23 protein-coding genes are annotated in these 25449 nt (G+C 68.8%); 10 read left to right on the top strand and 13 right to left on the bottom strand.

Going from position 1 to position 25449, the window contains the following annotated elements; all coding sequences use genetic code 11:
• Positions 1–16 precede the first annotated feature (16 nt).
• Positions 17–445 carry a MarR family winged helix-turn-helix transcriptional regulator gene (locus AB5I40_RS37720; protein WP_370934934.1) on the bottom strand — a complete coding sequence of 143 codons (429 nt, stop codon included), beginning with the start codon at positions 443–445 and terminating at the stop codon, positions 17–19.
• 9 nt (positions 446–454) lie between these two features.
• Entirely contained in the window at positions 455–1921 is a 1467-nt protein-coding gene (locus AB5I40_RS37725) for an FAD-dependent oxidoreductase (protein WP_370934935.1), read from the bottom strand.
• Positions 1922–2007: 86 nt separating this feature from the next.
• Between AB5I40_RS37725 and AB5I40_RS37730 the strand changes: the two genes are divergently transcribed.
• Positions 2008–3039: a TetR/AcrR family transcriptional regulator C-terminal ligand-binding domain-containing protein gene (locus tag AB5I40_RS37730; RefSeq protein ID WP_370934936.1), complete on the top strand. Its 1032-nt coding sequence runs from the start codon at positions 2008–2010 to the stop codon at positions 3037–3039.
• 356 nt (positions 3040–3395) lie between these two features.
• Here the strand turns inward: AB5I40_RS37730 and AB5I40_RS37735 are convergent, their stop codons facing one another.
• The gene (locus AB5I40_RS37735) at positions 3396–3965 is read right to left on the bottom strand and encodes a YdcF family protein (RefSeq protein WP_370934937.1); all 570 of its coding nucleotides are present in this window, start codon (positions 3963–3965) and stop codon (positions 3396–3398) included.
• Positions 3966–4093: 128 nt separating this feature from the next.
• Here AB5I40_RS37735 and AB5I40_RS37740 point away from each other — a divergent pair, with 128 nt between their 5' ends.
• From AB5I40_RS37740 to AB5I40_RS37760, 5 genes are all read left to right on the top strand, one after another.
• Positions 4094–5740 (top strand): sigma-54-dependent Fis family transcriptional regulator, encoded by a 1647-nt coding sequence (locus AB5I40_RS37740; RefSeq protein WP_370934938.1) that lies wholly within the window; start codon positions 4094–4096, stop codon positions 5738–5740.
• Positions 5741–5803: 63 nt separating this feature from the next.
• Positions 5804–7303, top strand: coding sequence for an aldehyde dehydrogenase family protein (locus AB5I40_RS37745; protein ID WP_370934939.1), 1500 nt, complete (start codon positions 5804–5806; stop codon positions 7301–7303).
• A gap of 28 nt (positions 7304–7331) precedes the next feature.
• Positions 7332–8453: an NDMA-dependent alcohol dehydrogenase gene (locus AB5I40_RS37750; RefSeq protein ID WP_370934940.1), complete on the top strand. Its 1122-nt coding sequence runs from the start codon at positions 7332–7334 to the stop codon at positions 8451–8453.
• The gene (locus AB5I40_RS37755; protein ID WP_370934941.1) at positions 8450–9388 is read left to right on the top strand and encodes an AAA family ATPase; all 939 of its coding nucleotides are present in this window, start codon (positions 8450–8452) and stop codon (positions 9386–9388) included. Before AB5I40_RS37750 ends, AB5I40_RS37755 begins: the two co-directional genes overlap by 4 nt.
• Before the next feature lie 254 nt (positions 9389–9642).
• On the top strand, positions 9643–10341 hold the full coding sequence (locus AB5I40_RS37760; RefSeq protein ID WP_370940690.1) for a VWA domain-containing protein: 699 nt from the start codon (positions 9643–9645) through the stop codon (positions 10339–10341).
• A gap of 332 nt (positions 10342–10673) precedes the next feature.
• Here the strand turns inward: AB5I40_RS37760 and mftR are convergent, their stop codons facing one another.
• Positions 10674–11306, bottom strand: a complete 633-nt coding sequence (gene mftR, locus AB5I40_RS37765; protein ID WP_370934942.1) for a mycofactocin system transcriptional regulator — start codon at positions 11304–11306, stop codon at positions 10674–10676.
• A gap of 280 nt (positions 11307–11586) precedes the next feature.
• Between mftR and AB5I40_RS37770 the strand changes: the two genes are divergently transcribed.
• Entirely contained in the window at positions 11587–12195 is a 609-nt protein-coding gene (locus tag AB5I40_RS37770) for an acetate uptake transporter (protein ID WP_370934943.1), read from the top strand.
• Here the strand turns inward: AB5I40_RS37770 and AB5I40_RS37775 are convergent.
• Both AB5I40_RS37775 and AB5I40_RS37780 read right to left on the bottom strand, forming a co-directional pair.
• A complete protein-coding gene (locus AB5I40_RS37775; RefSeq protein ID WP_370934944.1) occupies positions 12192–12815 on the bottom strand; it encodes a cupin domain-containing protein in 624 nt (207 codons plus the stop codon). The two genes, AB5I40_RS37770 and AB5I40_RS37775, sit on opposite strands and share 4 nt — an antisense overlap.
• A gap of 82 nt (positions 12816–12897) precedes the next feature.
• Positions 12898–13356: an Lrp/AsnC family transcriptional regulator gene (locus tag AB5I40_RS37780; protein ID WP_182891300.1), complete on the bottom strand. Its 459-nt coding sequence runs from the start codon at positions 13354–13356 to the stop codon at positions 12898–12900.
• Between the two features lie 174 nt (positions 13357–13530).
• On the opposite strand from AB5I40_RS37780, the gene AB5I40_RS37785 reads away from it, so the two are divergent.
• Both AB5I40_RS37785 and AB5I40_RS37790 read left to right on the top strand, forming a co-directional pair.
• Positions 13531–16974, top strand: a complete 3444-nt coding sequence (locus AB5I40_RS37785; protein WP_370934945.1) for an indolepyruvate ferredoxin oxidoreductase family protein — start codon at positions 13531–13533, stop codon at positions 16972–16974.
• A gap of 855 nt (positions 16975–17829) precedes the next feature.
• On the top strand, positions 17830–19155 hold the full coding sequence (locus tag AB5I40_RS37790; RefSeq protein ID WP_370934946.1) for an IniB N-terminal domain-containing protein: 1326 nt from the start codon (positions 17830–17832) through the stop codon (positions 19153–19155).
• On the opposite strand, the gene AB5I40_RS37795 is transcribed toward AB5I40_RS37790, so the two are convergent.
• Positions 19149–19967: an SDR family NAD(P)-dependent oxidoreductase gene (locus AB5I40_RS37795; RefSeq protein ID WP_370934947.1), complete on the bottom strand. Its 819-nt coding sequence runs from the start codon at positions 19965–19967 to the stop codon at positions 19149–19151. The genes AB5I40_RS37790 and AB5I40_RS37795 overlap by 7 nt on opposite strands.
• 1 nt (position 19968) lies before the next feature.
• Positions 19969–21390 (bottom strand): MFS transporter, encoded by a 1422-nt coding sequence (locus AB5I40_RS37800; RefSeq protein ID WP_370934948.1) that lies wholly within the window; start codon positions 21388–21390, stop codon positions 19969–19971.
• 52 nt (positions 21391–21442) lie between these two features.
• Here AB5I40_RS37800 and AB5I40_RS37805 point away from each other — a divergent pair, with 52 nt between their 5' ends.
• Complete coding sequence (locus AB5I40_RS37805) at positions 21443–22165, top strand: TetR/AcrR family transcriptional regulator (protein WP_370934949.1); 723 nt, start codon at positions 21443–21445, stop codon at positions 22163–22165.
• Positions 22166–22255: 90 nt separating this feature from the next.
• Here the strand turns inward: AB5I40_RS37805 and AB5I40_RS37810 are convergent, their stop codons facing one another.
• From AB5I40_RS37810 to AB5I40_RS37830, 5 genes are all read right to left on the bottom strand, one after another.
• Positions 22256–23053 carry a sigma-70 family RNA polymerase sigma factor gene (locus AB5I40_RS37810; RefSeq protein ID WP_370934950.1) on the bottom strand — a complete coding sequence of 266 codons (798 nt, stop codon included), beginning with the start codon at positions 23051–23053 and terminating at the stop codon, positions 22256–22258.
• A gap of 212 nt (positions 23054–23265) precedes the next feature.
• The gene (locus AB5I40_RS37815; RefSeq protein WP_370934951.1) at positions 23266–23769 is read right to left on the bottom strand and encodes an SRPBCC family protein; all 504 of its coding nucleotides are present in this window, start codon (positions 23767–23769) and stop codon (positions 23266–23268) included.
• The gene (locus tag AB5I40_RS37820; RefSeq protein ID WP_370934952.1) at positions 23766–24122 is read right to left on the bottom strand and encodes a metalloregulator ArsR/SmtB family transcription factor; all 357 of its coding nucleotides are present in this window, start codon (positions 24120–24122) and stop codon (positions 23766–23768) included. The genes AB5I40_RS37815 and AB5I40_RS37820 overlap by 4 nt, the downstream gene beginning before the upstream one ends.
• A gap of 42 nt (positions 24123–24164) precedes the next feature.
• Complete coding sequence (locus tag AB5I40_RS37825) at positions 24165–24527, bottom strand: DUF5313 family protein (protein WP_370934953.1); 363 nt, start codon at positions 24525–24527, stop codon at positions 24165–24167.
• Between the two features lie 20 nt (positions 24528–24547).
• Positions 24548–25414 (bottom strand): RNA polymerase sigma-70 factor, encoded by an 867-nt coding sequence (locus AB5I40_RS37830; RefSeq protein WP_370934954.1) that lies wholly within the window; start codon positions 25412–25414, stop codon positions 24548–24550.
• Positions 25415–25449 lie beyond the last annotated feature (35 nt).

The following is a 25449-nucleotide window of genomic DNA, read 5'->3' on the forward strand; positions in this document are numbered from 1 at the left end:
CGCGCAGTGGAGCGGTTCAGAACGTCTGGCCCAGCCGTTCCAGCAACGGTGCTGCTTCCTTCAGCACAGCCAGCTCCTCCGGGGAAAAGCCCGAGCTGAGCGAAGCCTCGAACTGGCGCATCCGGGCGTCGCGGCGGGCGCGCAGCACCTCAACCCCCTCGGGGGTCAGCGAGACGATCATCTGGCGTCCGTCGGAGGGGTCGGCGTCGCGGGTGACGAAGCCGCGGGTGGCCAGGCCGCTGATGGTCGTGCTCATGGCCTGCGGGGTGATCTGCTCGGCGCGGGCCAGTGCGGCGGTGGTGGCGGGGCCGTCGCGGTCCAGGCGGGCCAGCGCGGAGCGTTCCGGCAGGGACAGTTCGGCCGTGATCTGGCTCTGGCGCAGCCTGCGGGCGATCAGGCTGACCGCGCCGTACAGCGTCGCGGCCAGTTCGTCGGGGGCGGACATGGGAAGAGGCTAGAGCAGGTACTCCGTGACAGCTGCGAAGTCGCCCGCGTCCGAGATCAGGCCGACATAGCCGTCGGGGCGGAGCAGGACGAGGGTGCGGTCGGTCGGGGCGAATGCGCGGGCCAGGTGGCCGTCGGAATCGGCGATCTCGTCGGTCGCTGAAGGGGTGGTGACGACGTGGAAGGTGCGCACGGAGGACTCGAACCGGGGGCCGAAGTTGAGCAGGGTGAACTGGCCGCCGCGGGTGAGGTCGAACAGGCGGCATGTGCCGGTCGTGGTGGTGAGGCCGGGGGCGTCGGGGACGCGGTCGCCTGCGCGGAGCTGGGCGGATTCGCTGCGGTCGTCGCGGGCCAGGACGGAACCGCGGTAGTTGACGTTGAGCTGGGTCGTGTCCCGATCGCTGCGGATCGGGATGCTCTTCTGCTTGACGGCTTCGGCCAGCCGCGCGGTCGACAACTGCAGCACGCCGGCGGCGACCGGGCGGCGTTCGGCCTCGTAGGTGTCCAGCAGGGCGGGCGAGGCGGCGGCGAGTTTCCAGCCCAGGTTGTGCGCGTCCTGGATGCCGGTGTTCATGCCCTGGCCGCCGGCGGGGGAGTGCACGTGCGCGGCGTCGCCGGCGAGGAAGACGCGGCCGTTGCGGTATCGCTGGGCCAAGCGGGTGTTGGAGCGCCACACGGACGTCCATTCCGGCTTGTGCAGGCAGAGGTCGCTGCGGCCGCTGCGGCGGTCGAAGATCGTTTGCAGGGTGGCGAGGTCGAGGCTGGGTTCGCCGCCGAAGGACGCCTGGTACTGGAACAGGCCGGTGGAGGGCAGCGGGCAGAGGCTGACGAAGCCCTCGTCGCAGCGCCACATGTGCCAGGCGTCGCGATCGAGGCCGTCGACGGCCAGGTCGGCGACGATCATCCGCAGCTGATCGTCCGTTTCGCCGTCGAAGGCGATTCCGGCTTGTTTGCGCACGACGCTGCGTCCGCCGTCGCAGCCGACCAGCCACTGTGCGCGGACGGTTTCGGTCTGGTCGCCGGTGCGAAGGACTGCCGTGACGGCGTCGGCGGATTGGTCGAAACTCTCGATCGCGGTGCCGAATTCGACCGCGCCGCCGAGTTCGGCGAGGCGGAGGCCGAGGGTTTCTTCGACTCGCCATTGCGGAGTGATGACCGTTGCGGGGTAAGGAACATCGGGACGCTCCTCGTAGGTCGGGCCGCCGCTCGTCCGGCCGTCGGGGCTGGTCAGGCGGATCGGCATCGCCGCCTGGCCGTTGGCGAGAATGCGGTCGATGACGCCGAGGTCGTCGAACACCTCGAGACTGCGCGGCTGCAGGCCCTTGCCGCGCGAGCCCGGGCGCGGGCCGGGGGACGCTTCGATCAGCCGGAACGCGACGCCGCGCCGGGCGAGTTCGCAGGCCAGTGTCAGCCCGGTCGGGCCCGCTCCGGCGATCAGTACCGGCAATTCCGGCGTGGACAGGTTTGCTCGCGACATTTCTCTACCCCCTGGCTCCGAAGAACTCCTCTCCACCAGAGTAGGGAAACTTGCTAAGAAAGACAAACCTTTCTATCGTGGACGGGGTGGCCCCTGAAACCGCGCGCCGCCGTCATGGCGAGGAACTGGAATCCGCGTTGCTGGCCGCCGGATGGGACGAACTGGTCGAAGCCGGGTACTCGCGGCTGACCATGGAGTCGGTCGCCGTCCGCGCCCGCACGAGCGAGGCCGTGCTCTACCGGCGGTGGGCCAACAAGGACGAACTCGTGCTGGCCGCGATGCGGCGGCACCGCGACGACCACCCGATCATCGTTCCCGACACCGGAAGCCTGCGCGGCGATCTGCTCGCGTACCTGACCGCGGCGAGCGAAGCACTGGCCGGATTCTTCGCCATCGCGGCGGCCGCGGCCATCTCCGGGTTGTCGGCCAGCGCCGGTGCCACGCCCGGGCAGGTCCGGGACCGGATCGTCGGCGACCGGCTGCTCTCGCGAGACATCTACCAGCGCGCCCACGCGCGCGGCGAGATCGACCTGGCGCGGCTCTCCGGGACGGTGCTCGAAATGCCGTTCCAGCTGATGCGGCACGACCTCCTGCTGGACCTCGCCCCGCTCCGGCCCGCGCGGATCCGGTCGATCGTCGACGAGCTTTTCCTGCCCCTCGTGCAGCCAGCTGTTAAAGACTTAACTCCGACTGCCGAAAAGCGACCGGAACCGATGCCGGGCGACCTTTTCCGGTCGATTCGCTGGGCGCAGCGCAAGCGGATCGAGGAATGGAGCCGCTCTCGTGACCTGACCTTCGAGCAGGCCATGGTGCTCGGCTACCTGGAGCGGCAGCCCGGCGTCATCCAGCGCGACGTCGCGGAGATGAGCCACACGACGCCCGCGAACGTCTCGCTGTTGTTGAAGGGGCTCGAACGCCGCGGACTGGTCGAGCGGCGGACGGAGGGCGGGCGCAAGCGGGTCTACGCCACCCCGGCCGGGACCGCCCTGACCGCAGGGCTCGACGCGGTGCTGGCCGAGGCGGACGAGATGGTCTTCGCTTCGCTCGACCGGGAGGAGCGGGACGGGCTGAAGACGTTGGTGGCCAAGATCAACGCGCATCTGCCAGGGGGCTCGTGAGTGGCACCGCCGGTTATAACCGGTGTTGCCACTCACGAGCCCTGAACGCGCGCGCCCTTCGGCGGGGTGCGGGGTGGGGTCGGGTTGTGGGGTGGCAGGGGTCGCGGCTCGCGTCGATTGCTCGCGTTTGCTTGCGTGCGGCCTGCTCGCGGTGCCTTGCGCGGCGAGGTGTGTCCGGCTCGCTCGCAGCGCCGACGGGCGGCGAGCCGTGCGGCCTGCTCGCGGTGTTCGCGGCGCCAGTGCGCGGTGAGAAGCGCCGGTCCGAGCTTGGTGGCGAGGTCGGCGCGCGGCGAGATCGCTCCGGGTCACGTTCGCTCGCGGCTCCGTGCCGCAGTCGCGCCGCGAGACGCCCCGGCTTACCGCCGCAGCCGCCGCAGGCTTCGCTTCCCCATTACCGCCAGCACCGGCTTCAGGGCCAGCCACTCCCCGAACCGGTAGTCCGCGGCGGGCACCAGTCGCTCCGCCAGGTCCGGTCGGTGCTTCCGCAGGTAATGCCGCGCTTTCTCCGCGTGCAAGGAATCCGAGACGATCTTGATCCGGTCCGCGTCCTCGATCAACGGCGCCGCGTGGAGCACGTTCTCCCACGTCGACCGGCTCTCGGTTTCGAGCACGAGCGAACCGCGGTAGCCGTGCTCCCGTGCGTACCGCGCCATCAGCGCGGCCTCCGCCTCCGCGCCGCCGACGGCTCCGCCGCACAGCACCAGTCGCGACGGCCCGGGCGCCTGCGAACGTACTGCCGCCCGCACTCGCCAGCGGTTCACGAAATTGGCCCGCGACCCGCCGTTTCGGTACCCGAGCACGACGACTGCCTCGCCGGTTCCCGTCGTGCCGGGGCGGGCACCCATTGCGCGCCGGGAGGATCGCCAGTGTTCCCATTCGGCCCAGCCGAGCAGCAGGAGGGAAAGCATCAGAAAACGCCGCAGCATTCACCCGATCTTACCATTGTCCACAAAGGACAGACCAGAGCGAGAAAGACGCACGTCTGGAACTTGTCGATCCGCGAAGGTACTGTCACACGAACCGCTACGTCGCCGTCCGGTAGTCGGGAGGAGCAGTGTCGCTCGGAGGGATACCGTCGCAGGGCTCCGCCGTCCTGCGGCCGCCGATCGCCGATTCGTGGCGCCGGTCCCGGCTGTTCGGCGTGGAGCCGGACCTGGACCGGGCCGCGATTTCGATCGCCGAGGTCGATCCGCGCAGCCGGCTGATGACCGCCGCCCGCCCGGTGCTGGACCAGCTCGTCGAGCAGCTCACCGGCACCCGGTTCTCCATCCTGCTCGCCGACCGCGACTGCCGCCTCGTCTTCCGCTGGTTCGGCGACCGCGGCCTGCAACGGCAGCTGGAGGAGATCGGCGTACTGCACGGTTCGCAGCTCAGCGAGGGCCGCGTCGGCACGAACGCGCTCGGCACGCCGCACGAATCGCGCCAGGCGGTGGAAATCCACGGCCAGGAGCACTACGCCGACGCCTTGAAGCGGTTCAGCTGCTACGGCCATCCGATCCGGCATCCGCTCACCGGACGCATCGAGGGCGTCCTCGACATCACCGGCGAGAGCGACAGCGGCAACCCGCTGTTCGGGCCGTTGGTGAAACGCGTCGTCGGCGACATCGAACAACTCGTGCTGGAGAGCGCCCGCGCCTGCGAACGGCGGCTGTTCCTGGCGTTCCAGCAGGCCACACACCACCGCAGCGTGCCGGTCGCGGTGCTCGGCGGCGATCTGGTTTTCGCCAACGAAACCTGCATCGAACAGCTCCGTCCCGCTGATCCGACTCTCCTGCGCACGCTGCTTCCGCAAGTCCCGGAACGCGGAGTATTCGACACCCGCCTCGATGTGGGTGACGGGATCAGTCTTTCGGTCGTAGCCGAACGCGTCGAGGGTTCGACGGACGGTGCCGTCTTCCGCATCGCGAAGGCACCGAGCAGCAGCCGAAAACCGGCCCCCGCCGCGACGAAACCCGCCCGTTCAGTTCTCGTCACGGGCGAACCGGGCACCGGCCGCACCACCGCGGCCCGTGCGCGAGGCGGCGTGGACGATCCGGTCGTCCTGCACGCCGCCGCCGCGCTCCGCGAGGAACCCCGAGCCTGGGCAACAAGATTCACTGACCTCGTCGCGCAGCCGCACACCGCCGTTGTCCTGGACGACGTCCACCTGCTCCCGGAGAGCCTGCTCCCGTTGGTCGGCGAAGCGCTCGACAACCCCGAATCGGCCCGGCTGCTGCTCACTTCCGTCCCGTCGGACGCGATGTCCCCAGCCATCGCAGCGATCGCCGCGAGGTGCGCGGAAACCATCACCCTCGCCCCGCTGCGCGAGCGCCTCGACGATCTGGCCGCGATCGCCGTGACGATGCTCCGCGACGAATATCCGGACCGGAAACCGCACTTCACCGGCACCGCGCTGGCCGCGCTGCGCACGCATCCGTGGCCGGGCAACCTGCACGAACTCCGCGCGGTGATGCGCGAGGTGTCCCGCCTCCCGTACACGGGGGTGATCGACCTCGCGCAGCTGCCGCCCGCGTGCCGCGGCAGTTCGCGCACGAGGCAGCTCGGCGGGCGCGAACTCGCCGAACGGAACGCGATCGTCACGGCGTTGCGCGCCTGCGAAGGCAACAAGCTGCGCGCGGCCCGCGAACTCGGCATCAGCCGCACCACGCTGTATCGCCGCATGCAGGCGCTGGGCGTGACCGACGACTGTCCACTTCTGTAACACTTCGCCCCCGGTCCGCCGGGTGACGATGACCTCCGTCACAACGAAGTGAGGAGGCGCCAGGTGACCGCAACGGTGGAATTCCCCCTGCACACCCAGGTCCGGGAGTTTGTTTCCGGCCCGCTGGAGCTCTTGATCGGCGGGCGGTGGGTCCCGGCCGCGTCGGGCCGGACGTTCCCGACCTACGACCCGGCCACCGGGGAGAAGATCGCCGAGGTCGCGCACGGCGAGGCCGAGGACGTCAACCGCGCCGTCGCCGCCGCGCGCAAGGCGTTCGACGCGGGTCCGTGGGCCGCGATGAAGCCGAACGAACGCGAACGGCTGATCTGGCGCATCGGCGATCTGCTGTCCGAGCGGGCGGAGATTTTCGGCCAGCTGGAAGCGCTCGACAACGGCAAGTCCGCGGCCATCGCGACGGCCGTGGACACGAACTGGGCCGCCGACGTCTTCCGCTACTACGCGGGCTGGGCGACCAAGATCGAAGGCAGCACGGTGAATGTGTCGATGCCGTTCGCGCCGGACGCGCAGTTCCACGCCTACACGCTGCGCGAGCCGGTCGGCGTGTGCGGGCAGATCATCCCGTGGAACTTCCCGCTGCTGATGGCCGCGTGGAAGATCGCGCCGGCGCTCGCCGCGGGCAACACCGTGGTGCTCAAACCCGCCGAACAGACGCCGCTGACCGCGCTGCTGCTGGGCAAACTGTTCGAGGAAGCCGGATTCCCGCCCGGTGTGGTCAACATCGTCACCGGTTTCGGCGACGCCGGTGCCGCGCTGGCCGCGCACGAGGGCGTCGACAAGGTCGCCTTCACCGGTTCGACCGAGGTGGGCAAGAAGATCGTCCAAGCGGCGAGCGGAAACCTGAAGAAGGTTTCTCTCGAACTGGGCGGGAAGAGCCCGAACGTGGTGTTCGCCGACGCCGATCTCGACCTCGCGGTGCCCGGTTCGGTCAACGCGTGGATGTTCAACCACGGCCAGTGCTGCGTCGCCGGAACGCGGCTGTACGTGGAGGACACGATCTTCGAGGAGTTCACCCAGGCGGTCGCGCAGGCGGCGAGCCAGGTGAAGATCGGCCCGGGACTCGACCCGGAAACCCAGCTGGGCCCGATGGTTTCCCAGGAGCAGTTCGACCGCGTCTCGCGCTATCTCGGCGAAGGCCTCGCCGACGGCGCCCGCGCGCTCACCGGCGGAAAACGCTGGGGCGACACCGGATACTTCATCGAGCCGACCGTTTTCGTTGACGTCAAACCGGAATTCAGCATCGTCCGGGAAGAAATCTTCGGCCCGGTCGTGGCGGCCATGCCGTTCAACGCCGAAGCTGGCGTGGCCGCCGCGGCCAACAACAGCGAGTACGGACTGGCCGCCGGGGTCTGGACACGCGACGTCGCGAAGGCGCACCGTACTGCGAAGGAACTGAAGGCAGGCTCGGTGTGGGTCAACCAGTACAACGGCTTCGACACGGCGATGCCGTTCGGCGGCTACAAGCAGTCCGGCTGGGGCCGGGAGCTGGGTGCGGCCGCGCTCGACCTCTACACCCAGACCAAGTCCGTGAACATCGCGCTGTGATCCGCCCGCTCGAACAAAGGAGTTCCCGATGAAGACGAAAGCCGCAGTCGTCTACGAGGTGGGCAAGCCGATCGAGGTGGTCGAACTCGACCTCGAAGGCCCCGGCGAGGGCGAGGTGCTGATCCGCTACACCCACGCCGGCCTGTGTCATTCGGATGTGCACATCGCGCACGGCGACCTGGAGGCCCGGCTGCCGATGGTGCTCGGCCACGAGGGCGCTGGCATCATCGAGGACGTCGGCCCCGGCGTCACCCGCGTCAAGCCGGGCGACCACGTGGTGTGCTCGTTCATCCCGAACTGCGGCGTGTGCCGCTGGTGTTCCACCGGGCAGCAGGCGATCTGCGACATGGGCGCCACGATCCTCGAGGGCTATCTGCCCGGCGAGCGGTTCCCGTTCAGCGGCCCCGGCCCGGTCAAGCAGTACGGCGCGATGTGCATGCTCGGCACGTTCAGCCAGTACTCGACCATCCACCAGAACTCGGTCGTGAAGGTCGACGACGACCTGCCGCTGGACAAGGCGGTGCTGGTCGGCTGCGGCGTCCCGACCGGATGGGGATCGGCGGTCAACGCGGCCAACGTACGTCCGGGTGAAACGGTGATCGTGTCCGGCGTCGGCGGCATCGGCATCAACGCGGTGCAGGGCGCGCGCTACGCCGGTGCGAAGAACGTGATCGCCCTGGACCCGCTGGAGAACAAGCGCGAAAAGGCGATGGAACTCGGCGCGACGCACGCGGTCGCGACGCCGGAGGAAGCGGCCGAGCTGGCGCAGTCGTTCACCAACGGCAACGGTGCGGACAAGACGATCGTGACCGCGGGCATCGTCACCGAGGAAATCGTGACCGGCGCGTTCAACGCCACCGGCAAGGGCGGCACGATCGTGCTGACCGGGCTGAACAAACTGTCGGTCAACAACGTCAATCTGCCTGGTTCGATCCTGACGCTGTTCAAGAAGACCGTGAAGGGCAGCCTGTTCGGCGACTGCAACCCGACCACGGACATCCCGAAGATCCTCGGGCTGTACCAGAGCGGGGACCTGAAGCTGGACGAGATCATCACCCGCACGTACACCCTGGACGAGGTCAACCAGGGTTACGACGACTTGCTGGAGGGCCGGAACGTGCGCGGCGTGCTGGTCCACGACGCACCGTGACGGCTTTGTCGGCGGACTGCGGGCCGGTTTCCGGTCCGCAGTCCGCGGTACCCCGGTTAACCGCGGACGTAGTCGGCCGCCGCCGCGAAATCGAATTGCTCCTGGCCGGTCTCGACTGCGGTGCCCATGTTGTGCTGGAAGGCCCGCCAGGAACCGGAAAAACCACGCTCCTGCGCGCGGTCGCGGAGGCTGGCGGCTCACCGTTCGTATTCGTCGAAGGCAACGCCGAACTGACTCCCGCGCGTTTAGTGGGCCAGTTCGACCCGTCGCGAGTACTCGCCGAAGGCTACGTACCAGAGACCTTTGTGGACGGTCCGCTGATCGAAGCCCTGCGCACCGGCGGTCTGCTGTACGTCGAGGAAGTCAACCGAATCCCAGAGGAGACGCTGAACGTCCTCATCACGGTAATGTCGGAAGCCGAACTCCACGTGCCGCGCTTAGGCCGGGTACGCGCAGCCGACGGCTTCCGCTTGGTAGCCGCGATGAACCCCTTCGACGCAGTAGGCACCGCCCGAATCTCGTCGGCGATTTACGATCGCGTCTGCCGAATCGTCATGGGCTACCAAAGCCAAGACGAGGAAGCCGACATCGTCGCTCGCCGCAGCCCGCCAGTCCCCGCCGAATGGCGAGACCAAGTAGTAGATTTGGTGCGCCGCACCCGCGATCATGCCGATGTGCGAGTCGGCTCTTCCGTACGCGGCGCAATCGACGTAGTACGCCTGGCGGTTTCATTGGCCCGAATCCGCGGCGCTTCCGCCACGGACTGGCGAATCGGCCACGATGCCGCATTGGCCGCCCTGTCCGGCCGGATCGGTCTGCACGAATCCAGCGGCCGCACCGCGGAATCAGTAATCGATGAACTTTACGTGGCCGTCTTCGGCACAGAAAACCCTCCGCCGGATTCAGAGGCTGGTGACCCGCCGGGGGAAGCCTGAGCCCGCCACCGGCGGGCCAACAGCAGCGATCACCCCGGCCAGGCTCCGCGCGGAGCAGCACCACCCCGCGCTCCGAACTGTCCCGCAACGGCCGCTTCGCGGAAATCTCCCCCGAAGTCGGGGTACTGGACGAAGAAGCCTTCAGCGCGGCGTTCCGTGAGGACGCGGACGAGGCGATGGCCTTGCTGGTCGAGATGAGCAAAGCGACCGACGAATCCCTGCGCGCAGCCGCCCGAGGCCTAGCCAGCCGTCTGATGATCGACGTCGCACGACGCGGCGTCGCCCGAGCCCGAGGAGTAGGAAAACTACGCCGAGACCGAGCCGACCGAGGCGGCGAACTAGACCTGGACCGCTCGCTGCCTGCCCTGGTGGACGCGGCCGCAGTAGGCGGAGTCCCAGCCCTGGACGACCTGGTAGCCCGCCGGTGGGCACGCCCGGAATTGGCTCTGTGCTTGGTAATCGACACCAGCGGCTCAATGACTGGAGCTCGCCTGGCAGCAGCCGCCCTCACCGCTGCGGCATGTTCGTGGCGGGCACCAGCGGAACACGCAGTGGTTTCGTTCGCCCGAAACGCGGAGGTGATCCGCCCTCTACGCTCTTCCCGCTCGAAGGCGTCGGTAGTGGATTCGGTCCTTTCGCTGCGAGGCCACGGAGTCACCGCACTGGCGGCGGCTTTGCGGAAGGCGAATGAACAACTGACTTCTTCGCGGGCGGCCAGAAAAACGATCCTCCTGTTGTCAGATTGCCGAGCGACAGATGACGAGGACCCGTTACCTGCCGCCCGCGCCTGCGAAGAACTATTGATCCTGGCCCCAGCCGAAGACTGCGAAGAAGCAGAACGCTTCGCTCGAGAATCAGGCGCCCGCTGGCAGCCACTCAGCGGGGCCGCAGCCGCCCCCGCCGCACTAGCCACCCTGCTGGACCGTCCTTCATGGCTTTCCGGTGCCGGGTAGATGTACGTGAGGGCCACCCTGAGGGAATCTGATTCCCTCAGGGTTCCCCTCACGACCTTTAAGCAGTCTGCGAGGGGCTCCTTCACGGGCTTGGATTCCCGCAGGGGGTTCTTCGCTGCCCGCTCCCACCCGCTCGCGCGCCACCGCGATGCGCCCCAATGCCACATTGGGTGCGTCCCACGCACCCAATGTGGCATTCGGTGCGTCGCATGCACCCAATGCCGCATTGGGGCGCTAGCCCCAGTCGCGAACCGCAGCCAATGCACCCAACTCGAGGTGCACCCACGCAAGCCTCAAAAGCAATGTCGCCGCCAGGCGAAGAGCCGAGAGACTCAAACCCCAGGCTCGCCGATAAGCACCTCATCAGCGAACCCAGCCGCCAACGCCCGCAACCCAGCATCCAAATACAACGTCAAATCAGCATCAGCCCGAGCCGACCACCGCTCATAAGCCGCCCGGCAGGTCGCCAACACCGCACGACCAACCGCCAGCGGATACAACGAATCCTCAGCTTGCCCAGTCCGCCGAGCCACGAAACTGATCACAGCCCGCTCCCAAGCGTCATAATGCCGAGTAGCACTGGCCGCCAACTCAGCCACGGTGCTGAGCAGATTCATCCGCATCCGCAGCTCAGGCACATCCTCGGCCCGATAGTGATTGGCCGCCAGCACCGCCCGGCGAACCGCCTCCATCACGGGAAGATCCTCCGGCACATCAGCGAGCAACGCCCGGATCGTCTCCACCTCGGAGTCGAACTCGTTCCACAACACGTCGGACTTGGCGTCGTAGTACCGAAAGAACGTCCGTCGGCTGACCCCAGCCACAGCCGCGATCTGATCCACGGTCGTCTCGTGAAACCCCTGCTCGGTGAACAGCCGCAGCGCGATCTCCTCCAGTTGCCGCGCACTGGTCCCGCGAGGCCGACCACGCCGAGGCCGAGCCTCGTCGACCGGATCAGCAGGCATGCCTCCCCCTCCCACGGACGCTTCTGTCACCCGGTGACACTACTCGCTCACCGACTCGCCGCAGCGCCTGCGGCCCACCGCGGGACCGCCAAAAGCGATCCACAATGGACTGTCAAATACCAGAAGAATGCGCGGCACCACCCGCTAAGTCCGAAATAAACCCCATTCCCGATTCCGCACTAGCCACCACTCGAAAGAGGGACCTTGTGGACAGTGGACAAGTCTGTTGCGTCAGGTGTCAGATGTGAAGATCCTGCCGCAAAGCAGAATCGAGGATCCGATGAGTGAAACAGCCGCTCGCCCGACCTCAACCGCCGCCGAAGGCATCGCCGACCCAGGTCCACTGGGCTTGGCAGGCTTCGCCGCCACCACTTTCGTCCTGAGTGCGGTCAACGCGGGCTTGATCCCCAAAGCGGTCGAGCCCGTAGTACTCCCGCTGGCCCTCTTCTACGGCGGCCTCGCCCAACTCCTGGCCGGAATGTGGGAATTCCGAAAGAACAACACCTTCGGCGCGACCGCATTCGGCACGTACGGCGCGTTCTGGCTGGCTTTCGCCTTCTACGTCTGGCAGTTCGCCCCGAAGATCCCGCCCGCCGACGCGGCGACCGCCACCGGAATGTTCCTGTTGGTGTTCACCATCTTCACCGGCTACATGATGATCGCGGCGCTGCGCACGAACGCCGTCCTCATCGGCGTCTTCGTCCTCTTGTTCCTGACTTTCCTGTTCCTCACCATCAGCGAACTGGGCGGCGCGGAAGGCGCGGGCAAGATCGGCGGCTGGCTCGGACTGGCCACCGCGGTGGTCGCCTGGTACGGCTCGTTCGCGGTCGTCACCAACGCCACCGCGGGCCGCACGTTGCTCCCGACCGGTCCGATCGGCAAGCGCTAGGCACGCTCAGCGGGTTCGTGCAGGAACAGGATCAGGCAGCCGCCGCGGCTGAACGTCTGGTGCTCGACCTGAGCGGGATAGTCCACGAAGTCGCCACGAGCGCGGCGAGCCGTAGTACGGCGGCCGTCCGGGAAGACCAGTTCGTCGTCGGCTTCCCCGTCCAGGAACAGAAACCGGTGCGCGGTCGGATGCGGATGCCGTGCCGAGAACGATCCTGGCTCGAAATAGGACAGTCCGACCACGCGTTCGTCGAAGGTCTCGTCAAAGGCGACGTCGAGCAGCAACCGGAACCACAGTCCGGGGCTCGATTTCTGCCAGCCAGCAGGCCCGAACACGTCCTCGGCCGGTTCCCCGAGCCGCTCGCCGCTGATGCTCAGCGCGAGACAGCCGTCCGTGCTGGACAGTGCGCCGTCCGCAGCCAGGTAAGCACCGGCGCGATGGTGCGCGAGTGTGCCTTCCAGCACCAACACCCGGTCGCCGGGATCGGACCACACCGCCCCAGCGGCCAGCCGGACCAGCGTGAACGAGTCGCCGGGGGACTGGAGCAGGTCCTTCGTCCAGACCCCGGGCGCGGCGTCGGTCCAGCCTGCGGGAGAAAACGTCGCGGTGTGGCTCGGCATGGCATCCCTTCGAAGCGTCACCTCGACCATGCCGACGCACGAAACCGGACGGCAACCGGATCGCCGCGATGCTGCCCGAAGGTCACTCCGGCCGGTCCTCGCCGCGCACCCACGAATCGAGCACGATCAAGGTGCGCGTGCTGGTGATCCGGTGGCTGCGCCGCAGTTCGTCGATCGTGCTCTGCAGGTGCGCCATGTCGCGGCTGCGCAGCCACACCACCGCGTCCGGGTCGCCGGCGATGGTGAACACCGCCTGCGCCTCCGGGATCCGCGTGGTGGTCTCCACGATCTCGGCGACGTTCGTGCTCCCGAAGAACCGCAGCTGGGCGAACGCCTCGATGCCCCAGCCGAGTTTCGCGTGGTCGACCTGCACGGTGAAGCCGGTGATCACGCCCTTCTCCCGGAGCCGGTCGACGCGCCGCTTCACCGCCGCAGTGGAGAGCGACACCCGCCCGGCGATGTCCGAGAACGTGCGCCGGGCGTCCTCGCGGAGCAACGCGATGATCTCGTGGTCGGTCGCGTCCAGCAGTTCTTCGGCCATGAGCGGCATCGTACGCAACAGATCTGCCCGATCTGCCCTCTCGCGCGACATCCTTTGCGTCCTTGCCACTACAGTGGCCGGGCACGTTGCGCCCGGGCTCAGGGGTGGGGTGAGGTGGCTCACGTCCCAACGGCGGGTGCCCGTGGGCTGATGGCGTGCGGAAGGGAAGTGCGGATGAACGCCTTCACGTTGGAAGACCGGTACGTGCGCGAAGCGGGCACTGTCTACTTGACCGGAGTGCAGGCGCTGGTGCGCGTCCTGCTCGACCGGATCCGGCTGGACCGGCTGAACGGCGCGGACTCGGCCGCCTTCGTGTCCGGGTACCAGGGCTCGCCGCTCGGCGGGTTCGACCTGGAGCTGGCGCGGCGGTCCGGTCTGCTGGCCGAGCACAACATCGTGCACAAGCCGGGCGTCAACGAGGAACTCGGCGCGACCGCGGTCATGGGCAGCCAGCTGGCCGCCCGGGCAGGCACGATGCGGCACGACGGCGTCGTCGGCATGTGGTACGGCAAAGCCCCTGGCCTCGACCGGGCCACCGACGCGCTGCGGCACGCGAACCTCGCCGGCACCGACCCGCGCGGGGGTGCGGTCGCGCTGGTCGGCGACGATCCCAACGCGAAATCCTCGACCATCCCGTGTGCGTCCGAGCACGCGCTCGCCGACCTCGCGATGCCGGTGTTCTTCCCGGCCGACGCGCAGGACGTGCTGGAGCACGGCAGGCACGCGGTCGAACTTTCCCGCGCGAGCGGGCTGTGGTCCTCGATGAAGATCGTCGCGAACGTCGCCGACTCCGGCGGCACCGCGCTGGTCGATTCGGAATGGACCGCGCCGGAAATGCCCGAGGGCGCGTACAAGCACCAGCCGAACAGCCGGCTTCTCGGGCCGGAGCTGATCACCCTCGAACACAGCCTGCACCGCGTCCGGCTGCCGCTCGCGATGGAATACGTGCGCGCCAGCGGAATCAACCGGATCGTCCGGTCCGGACCGGACGACCGCATCGGCATCGTCACCGCCGGAAAGTCCTATTTGGACCTTCGGCAAGCCCTGCGGATGCTCGGTCTCGACGAGTCCGAGCTGTCCCGCTACGGCATCCGGCTTTTGAAGCTCGGCGTCGTGTACCCGGTCGAGCCCGGCATCATCCAGGAATTCGCCGAGGGCCTCGACGAAATCCTGGTGATCGAGGAAAAGCGCGCGCTGGTCGAACCGGCGATCAAGGAAATCCTCTACGGCCGCACCGGCGCGCCGCGCGTGTACGGCAAGTCCGACCAGCACGGCCAGGTGCTGTTCACCGAACTCGGCGAACTGGACCCGGACCGCATCGCCAGCGGTCTGGCGAAGCGTCTGCCCGAGGCGGAACCCGTTGCGGCGTGGAAGGGTCGGCGGCACCGGGAGCGCATTTCGGTGCCGTTGCTGGCTCGCACGCCGTACTTCTGCTCCGGCTGCCCGCACAACTCGTCCACGAAGGTCCCGGACGGGACGCTCGTCGGCGCCGGGATCGGTTGCCACACCATGGCTTTGTTCATGGAGCCGGAACAGGTCGGCGAGGTCGTCGGGCTGACCCAGATGGGCGGCGAGGGCGCGCAGTGGATCGGCATGGCGCCGTTCGTCGAGACGCCGCACCTGATGCAGAACATCGGCGACGGCACGTTCATGCACTCCGGCAGCCTCGCCGTGCGCGCGGCGGTGGCGGCGGGCGTCGACATCACCTACAAGCTGCTCTACAACTCGGCGGTCGCGATGACCGGCGGTCAGGACGCTGTCGGCGGGCTTTCTGTGGAGAAAGTCGCTGCGCTGTTGCTGACTGAAGGTGCGGCGAAGGTCGTCATCACCTCGGACGCGCCGCGGCGGCTGCGGAAGCGGAAGCTGCCGCGTGGGGTCGAGGTGCGTGACCGGTCGGAACTTCTTCGTACGCAAGAAGAACTGGCGGCGCATCGCGGTGTGACGGTGCTGATTCACGAGCAGGAGTGCGCGGCGGAGAAGCGGCGTAAGCGGCGTCGGGGGAAGCAGGAAACGCCTGCGCGCAAGGTATTCGTGAACGAACGCGTCTGCGAAGGCTGCGGCGACTGTGGTGTGAAGTCGAATTGTCTTTCGGTGCAACCGGTCGAGACGGAGTTCGGCCGTAAAACCCAGATCCACCAGGCTTCGTGCAACGTCGACTACTCGTGCCTCGACGGCGACTGCCCGTCGTTCCTGACCGTCGTCCCGACCGGCGAGGTCAAGCGGCGGCACCTCGCGCCGATCAGCGCGGACGTCCTGCCGGAGCCGGCGAAGACGTTGTCTGACGTCGCTGTGCGGATCACCGGCATCGGCGGCACCGGCGTGGTCACCGTCGCGCAGATCCTTGGTGTCGCTGGGGTTCTCGACGGCAAGCAGGTGCGCACCCTCGACCAGACTGGACTCGCGCAGAAGGGCGGCGCGGTCGTTTCGGACGTGAAGATCTCGGCCGGTGCGGTTGAGCAGGCTCCGAAGCTCGCGAACGGTGAATGCGACCTCTACTTGGCGTGCGACGCGCTGGTCGCCGCCGATCCGGCGTACCTCGGCGTGGCTGATGCCGGGCGGACGGTCGCCGTGGTGTCCACTTCGGAGGTTCCGACCGGACGAATGGTGGTGGACAAGGAAGTTTCCTACCCGGACCAGTCGAGCATCCGCGGCGCGCTCGGCGACGCGACCGCCTCCGGGCACTACCTCGACGCGCGCGGCCTCGCCGAGCAGATTTTCGGCGACGACCAATACGCCAACATCCTTCAGCTCGGCGCGGCCTACCAGACCGGCTCGCTGGCCGTCACCGCGGAAAGCCTGGAACAGGCCATCAAGATCAACGGGACCGCGGTGGAGACCAACCTGCAGGCGTTCCGGCGCGGGCGGCAGCTGGTCGCCGACCCGGACGCGCTCAACGCGGAACTCTCCCCGTCGGCCGACGACTTGGCTCCGGCCGCGGTGGACGCGGAAGCGGTCCGCCGGGTGCGCGCGCTGGTGCGGGCCGACGGCGAGCTCGCCCGAGTGCTCGACCTGCGCATCCCGGACCTCATCGCCTACCAGGACGAGCGGTACGCGCGGCAGTACGCGGAATTCGTCGAGCGGATCCGCACGCGCGCCAGCGCTTCGGTGACCGAGGCGGTCGCGCGGAACCTCTACAAGCTCATGGCCTACAAGGACGAGTACGAGGTTGCGCGGCTTTCGCTGGACCCGCAGCTGACCGCGGAAATCGAAGCCCAGTTCGGCGTCGGCACGCGTTTCGCGCATCGGCTGCACCCGCCAGTGCTGCGTGCGCTGGGCATGAATCGCAAGATCAGCCTCGGCGGCCGCAGTATCCGGCCCGCGTTCGCGGCGCTGCGGGCGATGCGCAAGCTTCGCGGCACGAAGCTGGACCCGTTCGGCCGCGCGGAGGTCCGCCGGGTCGAGCGGGCGGTGATCGGGGAGTACCGGCAGGCGCTGACGCGCGCCATCGAGGTGGCCGACCGCGGCGACGCCCGCCTGGTCGAACTGGCCGCGCTGCCGGACTCGGTGCGCGGGTACGAGGAGATCAAGCTGGCCAACGTGGCGGCCTACCGGAGGCGGCAGGAGGAGCTGCTGAAGGAGCTGGAAATGCCGGACTCGGTGCGGGTCGCGACTGCTTGAGGGGAGCCGGGAGCCGCTGCGGGACGGGATCGTGCCGCAGCGGCTACGGCCTGGTGAGGTTGGGTTCCGGCTGGCTGCTTCGGCCTGGTGAGGTGGGGTTTCGGCTGGCTGCTTCGGCCTGGTGAGGTGGGGTTTCGGCTGGCTGCTTCGGCCTGGTGACCGTGCCGGATTCGAGGCGAGGCATCCGCTTGAGCCGTCTCGGAGGCGTTCGGCCGGGCAGGCTGTCGTCAGCCGCGGTTCGGCCGGAAGCCAGCGGACGAAGCCGCACCGGCCGGGTCGGGCGCGGTCCAGCGGCGGCCGGATCCTCGCTCGCGGACCGCGCCGGATTCACCGCCAGCAGCCGTTTCCCCAGCTTGTCGACGGATTCCGCGCGGAATCTCCTTAATTGAAGCGTGATCAACCTCGTCGAACACCATTCAACGCGGATTCCGTGGCCGATTCCCTGCGGTATCTGAAACGCGGCGGAACCGGACGAACCCGGTCTCGTCGTCGTTTCGGCCTTCCCGCCGAGCCCGGCCCTGCCCGAAAAGCCTTGTAGGTGTCACACCAATGGGTGGTCCTGGCGAACCTTCCCGGGAGACCCGCGTCCGTCCCCCGATTGGTGGGGTGGGCGGCGCTCGGCGGGGCGTCCCGCGGGCAGGCCTGTGACCAGTGCAGACGCGCCGAATCCCCTAATGCCCCTAATCGGGGGATCGATAAAGTCCCTAGTGAGTGCCCCGGCTAACCCGGGTGACCCCCCGATGGCGGGCATTCGGCGGAGTCCTATGTTCGGAAAAGGAGCCGGCTCTGGGGCCGGCTCGTCCGTTTCTCGGACACCCCACCCCGATCCGTTGTCACCACAGGAGAATACGAACTATGGGCCCGGTGCAGACGCTGCACGAATTCGCGCTGAACCTGCTGAACGACCCGCAGTCGATGGCGGACTACAAAGCTGACCCGCAAGGCGTGCTGAACGGCGCCGGTCTCAGCGAGCTGAACCCGTCGGACGTGCAGGACATCATGCCGCTGGTCATGGACAGCGCCCCGCTGCCCGCCGCTCCCGCCGTCCCGGCCGTTCCGGCGGTGCCGGGCGTTCCGGCGGCTCCGAGCATCCCGGCCGTGCCGGGCGTGCCCGCCGCCCCGAGCGTTCCGTCGGCTGACCTGGCCGGCGCCTTCGACAAGGCCGACGCCGCCGCCGAGCCGGTCGCGCACCAGGTCGGCGACGGCCTCGGCGGCCTCGCCGGCGCGCTGCCGAACCTCAGCCCGGTCTTCGAGGGCGTCAGCAACGTCGCCGACGCGACCGGCCTGAACACCGTCACCCACGGCGCCCTGGGCGCGGTCTCCGGCGTGCTGGACCACGTCGCCGACGCGACCCACTCGGTCCCCGTCGTCGGCCCGATCGTCGACGCCGCCGCGATCGACACCCAGAACACCGTGAACGCGGTGGGCGAGCACGTCTTCGACGGCAAGCTCGTCGGCTCCGCGGTGGACGCCACCACCAACCACCTCGGCGACGCGCTGACCTGGAAGGCCGTCGTGTCCGAGTCCGGCAAGCTGCCGGTCGTCGGCGGCCCGGTCAGCGGCATCGTCGAGGACGTCCGCCAGGGCGGCTCGCACCTGCTGGGCACCGTCAACGAGGCGATCGGCTCGACCCCGGTGGGCGAGCACGGCGACCTCCGCGCCGACCTGACCAACGCGACCGGCGACCTGACCTCGGCCGGCGACCTGTCCGGCACGCTGGACCACGCCGCGGGCGCGGTTCCGGGCCTCCCGGCCGTCCCGGCGCTCCCGGCTGTGCCGGGCGCGGGCGAGCTGCCGCAGGTGCCGGGCGTCGGCTCCCTGCCGCAGGTCCCGGGTGTCGGCGCGCTGCCGCACGCCCCGTCGGTCCCGGGCGTCGGCGAGCTGCCGCACGCTCCGGCGCTGCCGTCGCTGCCGGCCGCCCCGAACGCGGGTTCGCTGACCCACGCCATCGAGGGTGCGACCGCGCACGCGCCGGCCGTCAACGCGGCCGCGCAGCACGTCACGAGCACCGTCCAGGACGCCGTCGAGACCGGCACCCAGCACGCGACGACCGGCGAGCTGCCGGACGCCGCGCACGCCGCGCCGCTCAACGAGGTCCAGAACCACCTGCACGACGTCGCGGGCGGCCTCGAGTCGCACGCGAGCAACGTGCACCTGGACAGCCTGCACCTGGGTCACTGATCCTGGTGTAGCAAGGGCTTTCCCGCCGCGGGCCTGGACCGGTTACGGTCTGGGCCCGCGGTGTTTTTTGTGCCGGGCAGCAGGGACAACAGCGGCTGGCTGTCGAGGAAGAGGCCGCCGGTGGGGCCGTCGGCTGCCAGGGTCGCGGCCCACACCACGCCGCGAGCGCTGTCGAGCGCTGGGCGGGCGGTGTCCTCGTCGCCGCGTTCGGGAGGGGTGGCGGTTTCTCCCGGATCGACGGCGTTGACGAGGATCGGGGTGTCTCGCAGCGCCGAGGCGAGCACGCCGGTCAGGGTGTTCAGCGCATGCTTGGCGAACGAATGCGCCGGGGCGCGCAGGCTCGCGCCGAGGTCGAGCCCGGTGGAGATCTGCAGTGCGGAAACGCTGGAAACATTGACGATCCGGGCCGCCGGTGCGGCTTTCAACAGCGGCAGCAACAACTGCGTGAGCTGCCACGGGCCGAGTACGTCAATGTCCAATGCGGACTGAACGGCGGCCAGGTCGGCGTCGAGGGCGGACAGGGTGGCGAAATCGACGGTGTCGCTGGCGTTGTTGACCAGCACGTCGAGGTGGCCGAAGGATTCGGCGACGTAGTCGGCGGCGGCGGTCATGGTGGCGAGATCGGCGAGGTCGAGCCGCAAAGCAGTGGCGTTCGGGAGTCGCGCGGCAAGGGCTTCGGCTCGGGACAGGTCGCGAGCGGTCAGGATTACGTGATAGTCCTGTTCGGACAGCAGCCGGGCGGTGGCGAATCCGAGTCCGGCGGCGCGGCTGGTTCCGGTGATCAGGGCGGTTTTGGGCACTGCGATACTCATTTCACGAGTGAGCGGAGTGTTTCGGCAGGAATCTGACAAGGGCCAGTGCCGCGAGGTACAAGGCGGCGCAGATGCCGAAAACCAGTTCAGCGGCAGGGATCCAGGACGGCCCGCCGCGGGCGAAGAACACTGTGCCGAGCGCGGCGACACCGACGGCGCCGGCGAATTGCTGGGCGGCGTTGAGCATTCCGGAACCGCTGCCGACTTCTTCGGGCGTCGCGTCGCCGAGAATGAAATCGAAGAGCGGAATGAACAACAATCCGGCACCGGCACCGGTGATGAACAGCGCGGGGGCGAGTTGCCAGACGGTGATGGCCGCACCCCAGTGCGCGATCGACCACCACAGGACGAGCAGCCCGACGACCGCGATGGCGAGTCCTAAGTGGAGCGAAGTGCGGCCGAGTTTCGCGGCGAGTACCGCGCCGGACAACAGGGTCGCGATGGCGGTGCCGGCGGCCCAGGGGAGCAGGGCGAACCCGGACTGCAGCGGCGTCCAGCCGAGACCGGACTGCAGCAGCAGGTTCACGACGAGCACGAAGCCGCTGAGCGAGGCGTAAAACCCGCCGGTGATCAGCAGGCCGAAGACGAAGCCGCGCTTGGAAAACAGCGACGGCGCGATGACAGGATGGCTGCTGCGGCGTTCGGACCTCGCGAACAAGACGAAGGCGATCACGCCGGCGGCCATCAGCACGTACGTCCAGACAGGCCAGCCGAGTTCGCGGCCTTGGATGAGCGGCACGATGAGCAGCGCTGATGCGGCGGTGAGCAGTCCGACGCCGCGCAGGTCGAGGCGGGCGCCGCGGTCTTCGCCGCTGTGTCGCGGCAGCACCCGCAGGCCGAGCAGTCCGGCGAGGATGCCGAACGGGACATTGATCAGGAAGATCGAGCGCCACTCGCTGCCGAAGAGGTTCAGGTGCAGCAGCCAGCCGGCGAGGATCGGCCCGGCGACGGTGGCCAGGCCCATGATCGGGCCGAACGGCATGAGGGCTTTGCGCAGCTGATCGGGCGGGAAGACGACCTTCACCAGCGCGATGCCCTGCGGGATCATCGCCGCGCCGAACAGGCCCTGGAACACGCGGGCCCCGATCAGGAACCCGGCGCTGGGCGCGAGCCCGCAGGCCAGCGACGCGAGGGTGAAGCCGGTCATGCCGAGCAGGAACAGCCTGCGCCGGCCGAGCAGGTCGCCGAGCCGGCCGGACGTCACGAGCCCGAGCGCGAACGCGGCGGTGTAGGCCGACAGGACCCACTGCAGGGTCACCGGCCCGCCGCCGAGGTCGGAGCGGATCGAGGGGCCGGCGAGGGCGGCGACGCTGGTGTCGATGAGGTCCATCAGGTCGGCGATCACCACGACGACCAGCACGAGCCACGCCTGGACCAGCGGAAGCGGCTCGGCGCGCGGGGACGAACTAAGTTCAGTAGTCACGAACTAAGTTCTAGGTGACGAACTAAGTTCGTGTCAAGCTATAGTGGCGGACATGCCCGCTGATCCCCGAGAGCGCCGCGCCGCCCGGCACGCGTCCGCCAGCGCCGAAGCGGCGCCGAAACCGCGGAAAGAGCCCATCACGGTCGACCGGATCACCGACGCCGCGCTGCGGGTCGTCGCCACCGAGGGCTACGACGCGCTGACCGTCCGCCGGGTCACCGCGGTGCTCGGCACCGGGCCGTCGTCGCTGTACGCGCACATCGTCAACAAAGAGGATCTCGACGATCTGCTCATCGGCAGGCTCTGCGCGCAGATCGAACTGCCCGAACCGGACCCGGCGACGTGGCGGCAGCAGGTCCTGGACGTTTACGGGCAGATCCGCGACCTGTACCTGAAGTACCCCGGCGTCTCCCGCGCCGCGCTCGCGATGGTGCCGACGCACCTGGAAACGCTGCGGGTCAGCGAAGGGATTCTGGCGATCCTGCTGGCTGGTGGGATCGAACCGCAGACCGCCGCGTGGGCGCTGGATTCGCTCACGCTCTACGTCACCGCGTACGCCTGGGAAGTGTCACTGGTCCGGCAACGGCAGCAGCACGGCGGCGAGTGGATGCTCAGCCAGAAGGAGCTGATCGAGCGGTTCACCGCACTGCCGGAGGAGAAGTTCCCGCGCACGCGGCAGTACGCGGCGGAGCTGACGGCAGGCGAAGGGCATGACCGGTTCGACTTCATGGTCAACCTGATCACGCGGAATCTGGCCGGCGAGGTTTCGGGATAGCGGAAGGTTCGTGAGGGGAACCCTGAGGGAATCTGATTCCCTCAGGGTTCCCCTCACGTACGTCTGGGCAAGGGCCGCGGGGGTAGCGGGTCAGCGGGGTTCCGGGATCGCTGGGTCGCAGCAACCGGTCATTCGCGGCAGTTCGCGGTTGACCTCGGCCAGTTCGGCGGCGACCGCGTGGCACGGTTCGCATACGGCGAGGTGTCCGGCGAGGACTCCGGCCCGGCGGGCGGGCAGGGTGCCGCGCAGCCACGCGCCCATCCGGCGGCGGACTTCTTGGCACTGCGGCAACTTCGCGTCCGGCACCTGGACTTGCAGGTACGCCTGCCGCAGCCCTTCGCGCGCGCGGCGGGCGAGCACGGCGACGCCGTTCGGCGAAACGCCGAGCACCGGGGCCAGTTCTGCTGGAGTGTCGCCCTCGGCGGACATCCGCCACAACACCGTCCGCCAGCGGCCGGGCAGAGTCCGGTAGGCCGACCACACGAGCCGGTCTTCCGAGCGCATGACTGCGAGTTCGTCTGCGCCGCCGTCGAGATTTACGGGTTCCGGAACAGTCGCGTAGAGATCGATACGATTTTCGTGGCGACTCCACCGTGCGAACAGATTTCGCATTGTGGCCACGAGATACGCGGGCGCGTTCGATTCCGGGCCGCCGCCGGCCGCGACCGTGCTGAGCACGCGCGCGAACGCTTCGGCGACCAGGTCGTCGCGTTCGGCCTGCTGGCGCACCAAACCGGCGGCGACGCGGCGCATCAGCGTGACGTGCCGCCGGAACAATTCGCCGCCTGCCTGGCAATCCCCGGCGCGTACGGCGGCGAGGAGTTCGGCGTCGGTGCGCTCGTCCTCTCGCGCATCGGTGACCAGAGTGCTGCCCAGCGTCGCGTCCACCGTGCACCTCCCACCGGACCGGCCCACACCTCGTCACGCGGGACTACTGAAAGTAACTGGTACAGCAGTGTACTCCATATGGCGGCGGGGATCGGGCAGTCGGCCGCGCGATTCGGCCCCGGCCGCCGTCGTCAGCCATCCGGGGAAGTCTTGGCTGCTCAAGGACATTTCGTTCGGCTGCCGACTGTCCGAAGTGGACTATTGACGCCTGGTCAGGAAAACTTTCCGGCCAATTCGGTGAAATAGGGCGTCATCGCCGGGTGGTAGTCGGCGAAGTCCGGCCTCGGCGTGCCCTCGAAGGCGGCGGCGAACATGTCGAGGTAGTACTCCCAGCCGGGGCCCGCTTCCGGGATCTTGTCCGCCGAGTCCAGGTGGTGCACGAGCTGGAGTTCCGTTGCCGCGCCTCGGGACTCCAGTCGCAGCTCCATCCGCCATGCCCCGGATTCGTCGGTCGACGAAACAGCCAAGCGGTGCGGCGGCTCGCAGGCGTCGATGCGGAGGTCCATCCAGGGTTCCTCGTCTTCGAACACCATCTGGGCCTGGATCATCCGACCGGGTGCCGCGTCGCCCTTCCAGGGGCCGAACCAGCGTGCGGTGCGTTCCGGTTCGGTGACCGCGGCCCACACGTCGTCGATCGGCGCGCGCAAAGTGCGGGGCAGGATCAGGTCGATGCTGTCGGCGAGCCGGTGCGCTCTCGCGGTGGGCACGGGTTTCATGCGGTGTTTTCCTCTCCGGAAGCGGTGTCCCGGCGGCGTTCGCGACGGGTGCGGTGGACCTCGGTCTCCAGCGCGTCGAGCCGCTGCTGCCAAGCGGGCGGCGCGACGAGGTGCGTGAGCCAGGCGGTGAGTTCGGCGAAACCTTGCGGGTCGAGCGCGTAAAACCGTTGCCTGCCTACGAGTTCGTCGCGCACCAGCCCACTTTCCCGCAGCACGCGCAGATGGCGCGACACTGCGGGCCGGCTGATGTCGAAGCGCGCTGCGATCTCCCCGGCGGGCAGCCGCTGTCGCTGCAGGAGCGCCAGAATGTCCCGCCGCACCGGGTCGGCGATCGCGTTGGCGACCAGATCCACGGGAAGAAGCGTAACCCAGCGGTTACGCTTCCGGCAAGCACGTCACGGCCACGTCGACGCGCCGCCGCGGCGTTTGCGGACCTCTTTTCCCGCGCCGGGCGGGAAACCGTGCTTGGTGAGCCGGACTTCGGCGAGCTCGTCGGCGCTGGTGACGGTGAGGAACAGGCTCAGCAGCAGGCTGATCAGCAACGCGGCGATGATCATCCCGGCGGGCATCGGCGTGACTAGCGTGAGCACGACGTAACCCGCGATCAGCCAGGGCAGCGCCTCGACGAAGATCCGGAACGCGAAGCGCAGGATCCAGGTTTTCGCAGTCGCGTCGTGCAGCACCCACTCGCGGTACTCGTCGGGGAGTACCCCGCCGTACACGTAGTGCAGCCAGCGCACCGGGCCGGGACGCTTCATGCCCGCCGGGTACCCCGTGCTCAGGCGGTATACGCCCCGAGCTTGGCCGGATTCATCAGCCAGAACAGCCGGTCGATGCCCTCGGCCGACGCGGACACGGTCAGCACCGCGATCACCGCTCCGCTGTGGCGCACCACCGCCGCGGGCTGGCCGTTGACGTCGCTCCAGCCCACCTCGGTGCCGGGCCAGAACCGGCCAGCGAACGCGCGGACGTACTTCGCCACCGTGACCGCTCCGACCACCGGGATCCGCGTCGCGCGGACCGCGCCGCCGCCGTCGGAGTAGCTGACGACGTCCTCGGCGAGCAGTTTCTCCAGCGTCGCCAGGTCGCCGCTGCGCGCGGCGTCCACGAACGCGGCGAGCAGCCGCCGCTGTTCCGAGGGTTCGACGGGCGTCCGGCGCTCCGCGGCGAGGTGTTTGCGCGCCCGGCTGACCAGCTGGCGCGCGCTGACCTCGGTGGTCTGCACGATGTCGGCGATCTGCTGGTACGGGTAGTCGAAGGCCTCGCGCAGCACGTACGCCGCGCGTTCCGTCGCTGGCAGTTTCTCCAGCAGGAACAGCACCGCGACCTCGAGCGCGGCGGCCCGCTCGGCGCCCAGCTGCGGGTCGGCGGAGGCGTCGATCGGCTCGGGCAGCCACGGGCCGACGTAGGTTTCGTGCCGCACGCGCGCGGTCTGGCTCGCGGTGATGGCCAGCCGCGTCGTGGTGGTGGCGAGGAATGCGTCCGGATTGCGGACGACCGAGCGGTCGCAGGTCTGCCAGCGCAGCCAGACGTCCTGGAGGAGGTCTTCGGCGTCGGCGACGCTGCCGAGCATCCGGTAGGCGATCCCGAACAGCCGCGGCCGGACCCGCGCGAACACCGAGGCGGCCTCGGCGAGTTCCTCCATCGGCGGCGCGTTCCTTTCCTGGTCCGGCGGGGCAT

The sequence above is a fragment of the Amycolatopsis sp. cg13 genome (assembly GCF_041346965.1).
Taxonomy (GTDB): domain Bacteria; phylum Actinomycetota; class Actinomycetes; order Mycobacteriales; family Pseudonocardiaceae; genus Amycolatopsis.

Bases quoted from the DNA above. Each gene is read 5' to 3' on its own strand.
- AB5I40_RS37720 (WP_370934934.1), bottom strand. From the start codon at position 445: ATGTCCGCCCCCGACGAACTGGCCGCGACGCTGTACGGCGCGGTCAGC.
- AB5I40_RS37725 (WP_370934935.1), bottom strand. From the start codon at position 1,921: ATGTCGCGAGCAAACCTGTCCACGCCGGAATTGCCGGTACTGATCGCC.
- AB5I40_RS37735 (WP_370934937.1), bottom strand. From the start codon at position 3,965: ATGCTGCGGCGTTTTCTGATGCTTTCCCTCCTGCTGCTCGGCTGGGCC.
- AB5I40_RS37750 (WP_370934940.1), top strand. From the start codon at position 7,332: ATGAAGACGAAAGCCGCAGTCGTCTACGAGGTGGGCAAGCCGATCGAG.
- AB5I40_RS37760 (WP_370940690.1), top strand. From the start codon at position 9,643: ATGATCGACGTCGCACGACGCGGCGTCGCCCGAGCCCGAGGAGTAGGA.
- mftR (WP_370934942.1), bottom strand. From the start codon at position 11,306: ATGCCTGCTGATCCGGTCGACGAGGCTCGGCCTCGGCGTGGTCGGCCT.
- AB5I40_RS37770 (WP_370934943.1), top strand. From the start codon at position 11,587: ATGAGTGAAACAGCCGCTCGCCCGACCTCAACCGCCGCCGAAGGCATC.
- AB5I40_RS37775 (WP_370934944.1), bottom strand. From the start codon at position 12,815: ATGCCGAGCCACACCGCGACGTTTTCTCCCGCAGGCTGGACCGACGCC.
- AB5I40_RS37780 (WP_182891300.1), bottom strand. From the start codon at position 13,356: ATGGCCGAAGAACTGCTGGACGCGACCGACCACGAGATCATCGCGTTG.
- AB5I40_RS37785 (WP_370934945.1), top strand. From the start codon at position 13,531: ATGAACGCCTTCACGTTGGAAGACCGGTACGTGCGCGAAGCGGGCACT.
- AB5I40_RS37790 (WP_370934946.1), top strand. From the start codon at position 17,830: ATGGGCCCGGTGCAGACGCTGCACGAATTCGCGCTGAACCTGCTGAAC.
- AB5I40_RS37795 (WP_370934947.1), bottom strand. From the start codon at position 19,967: ATGAGTATCGCAGTGCCCAAAACCGCCCTGATCACCGGAACCAGCCGC.
- AB5I40_RS37805 (WP_370934949.1), top strand. From the start codon at position 21,443: ATGCCCGCTGATCCCCGAGAGCGCCGCGCCGCCCGGCACGCGTCCGCC.
- AB5I40_RS37815 (WP_370934951.1), bottom strand. From the start codon at position 23,769: ATGAAACCCGTGCCCACCGCGAGAGCGCACCGGCTCGCCGACAGCATC.
- AB5I40_RS37825 (WP_370934953.1), bottom strand. From the start codon at position 24,527: ATGAAGCGTCCCGGCCCGGTGCGCTGGCTGCACTACGTGTACGGCGGG.
- AB5I40_RS37830 (WP_370934954.1), bottom strand. From the start codon at position 25,414: ATGGAGGAACTCGCCGAGGCCGCCTCGGTGTTCGCGCGGGTCCGGCCG.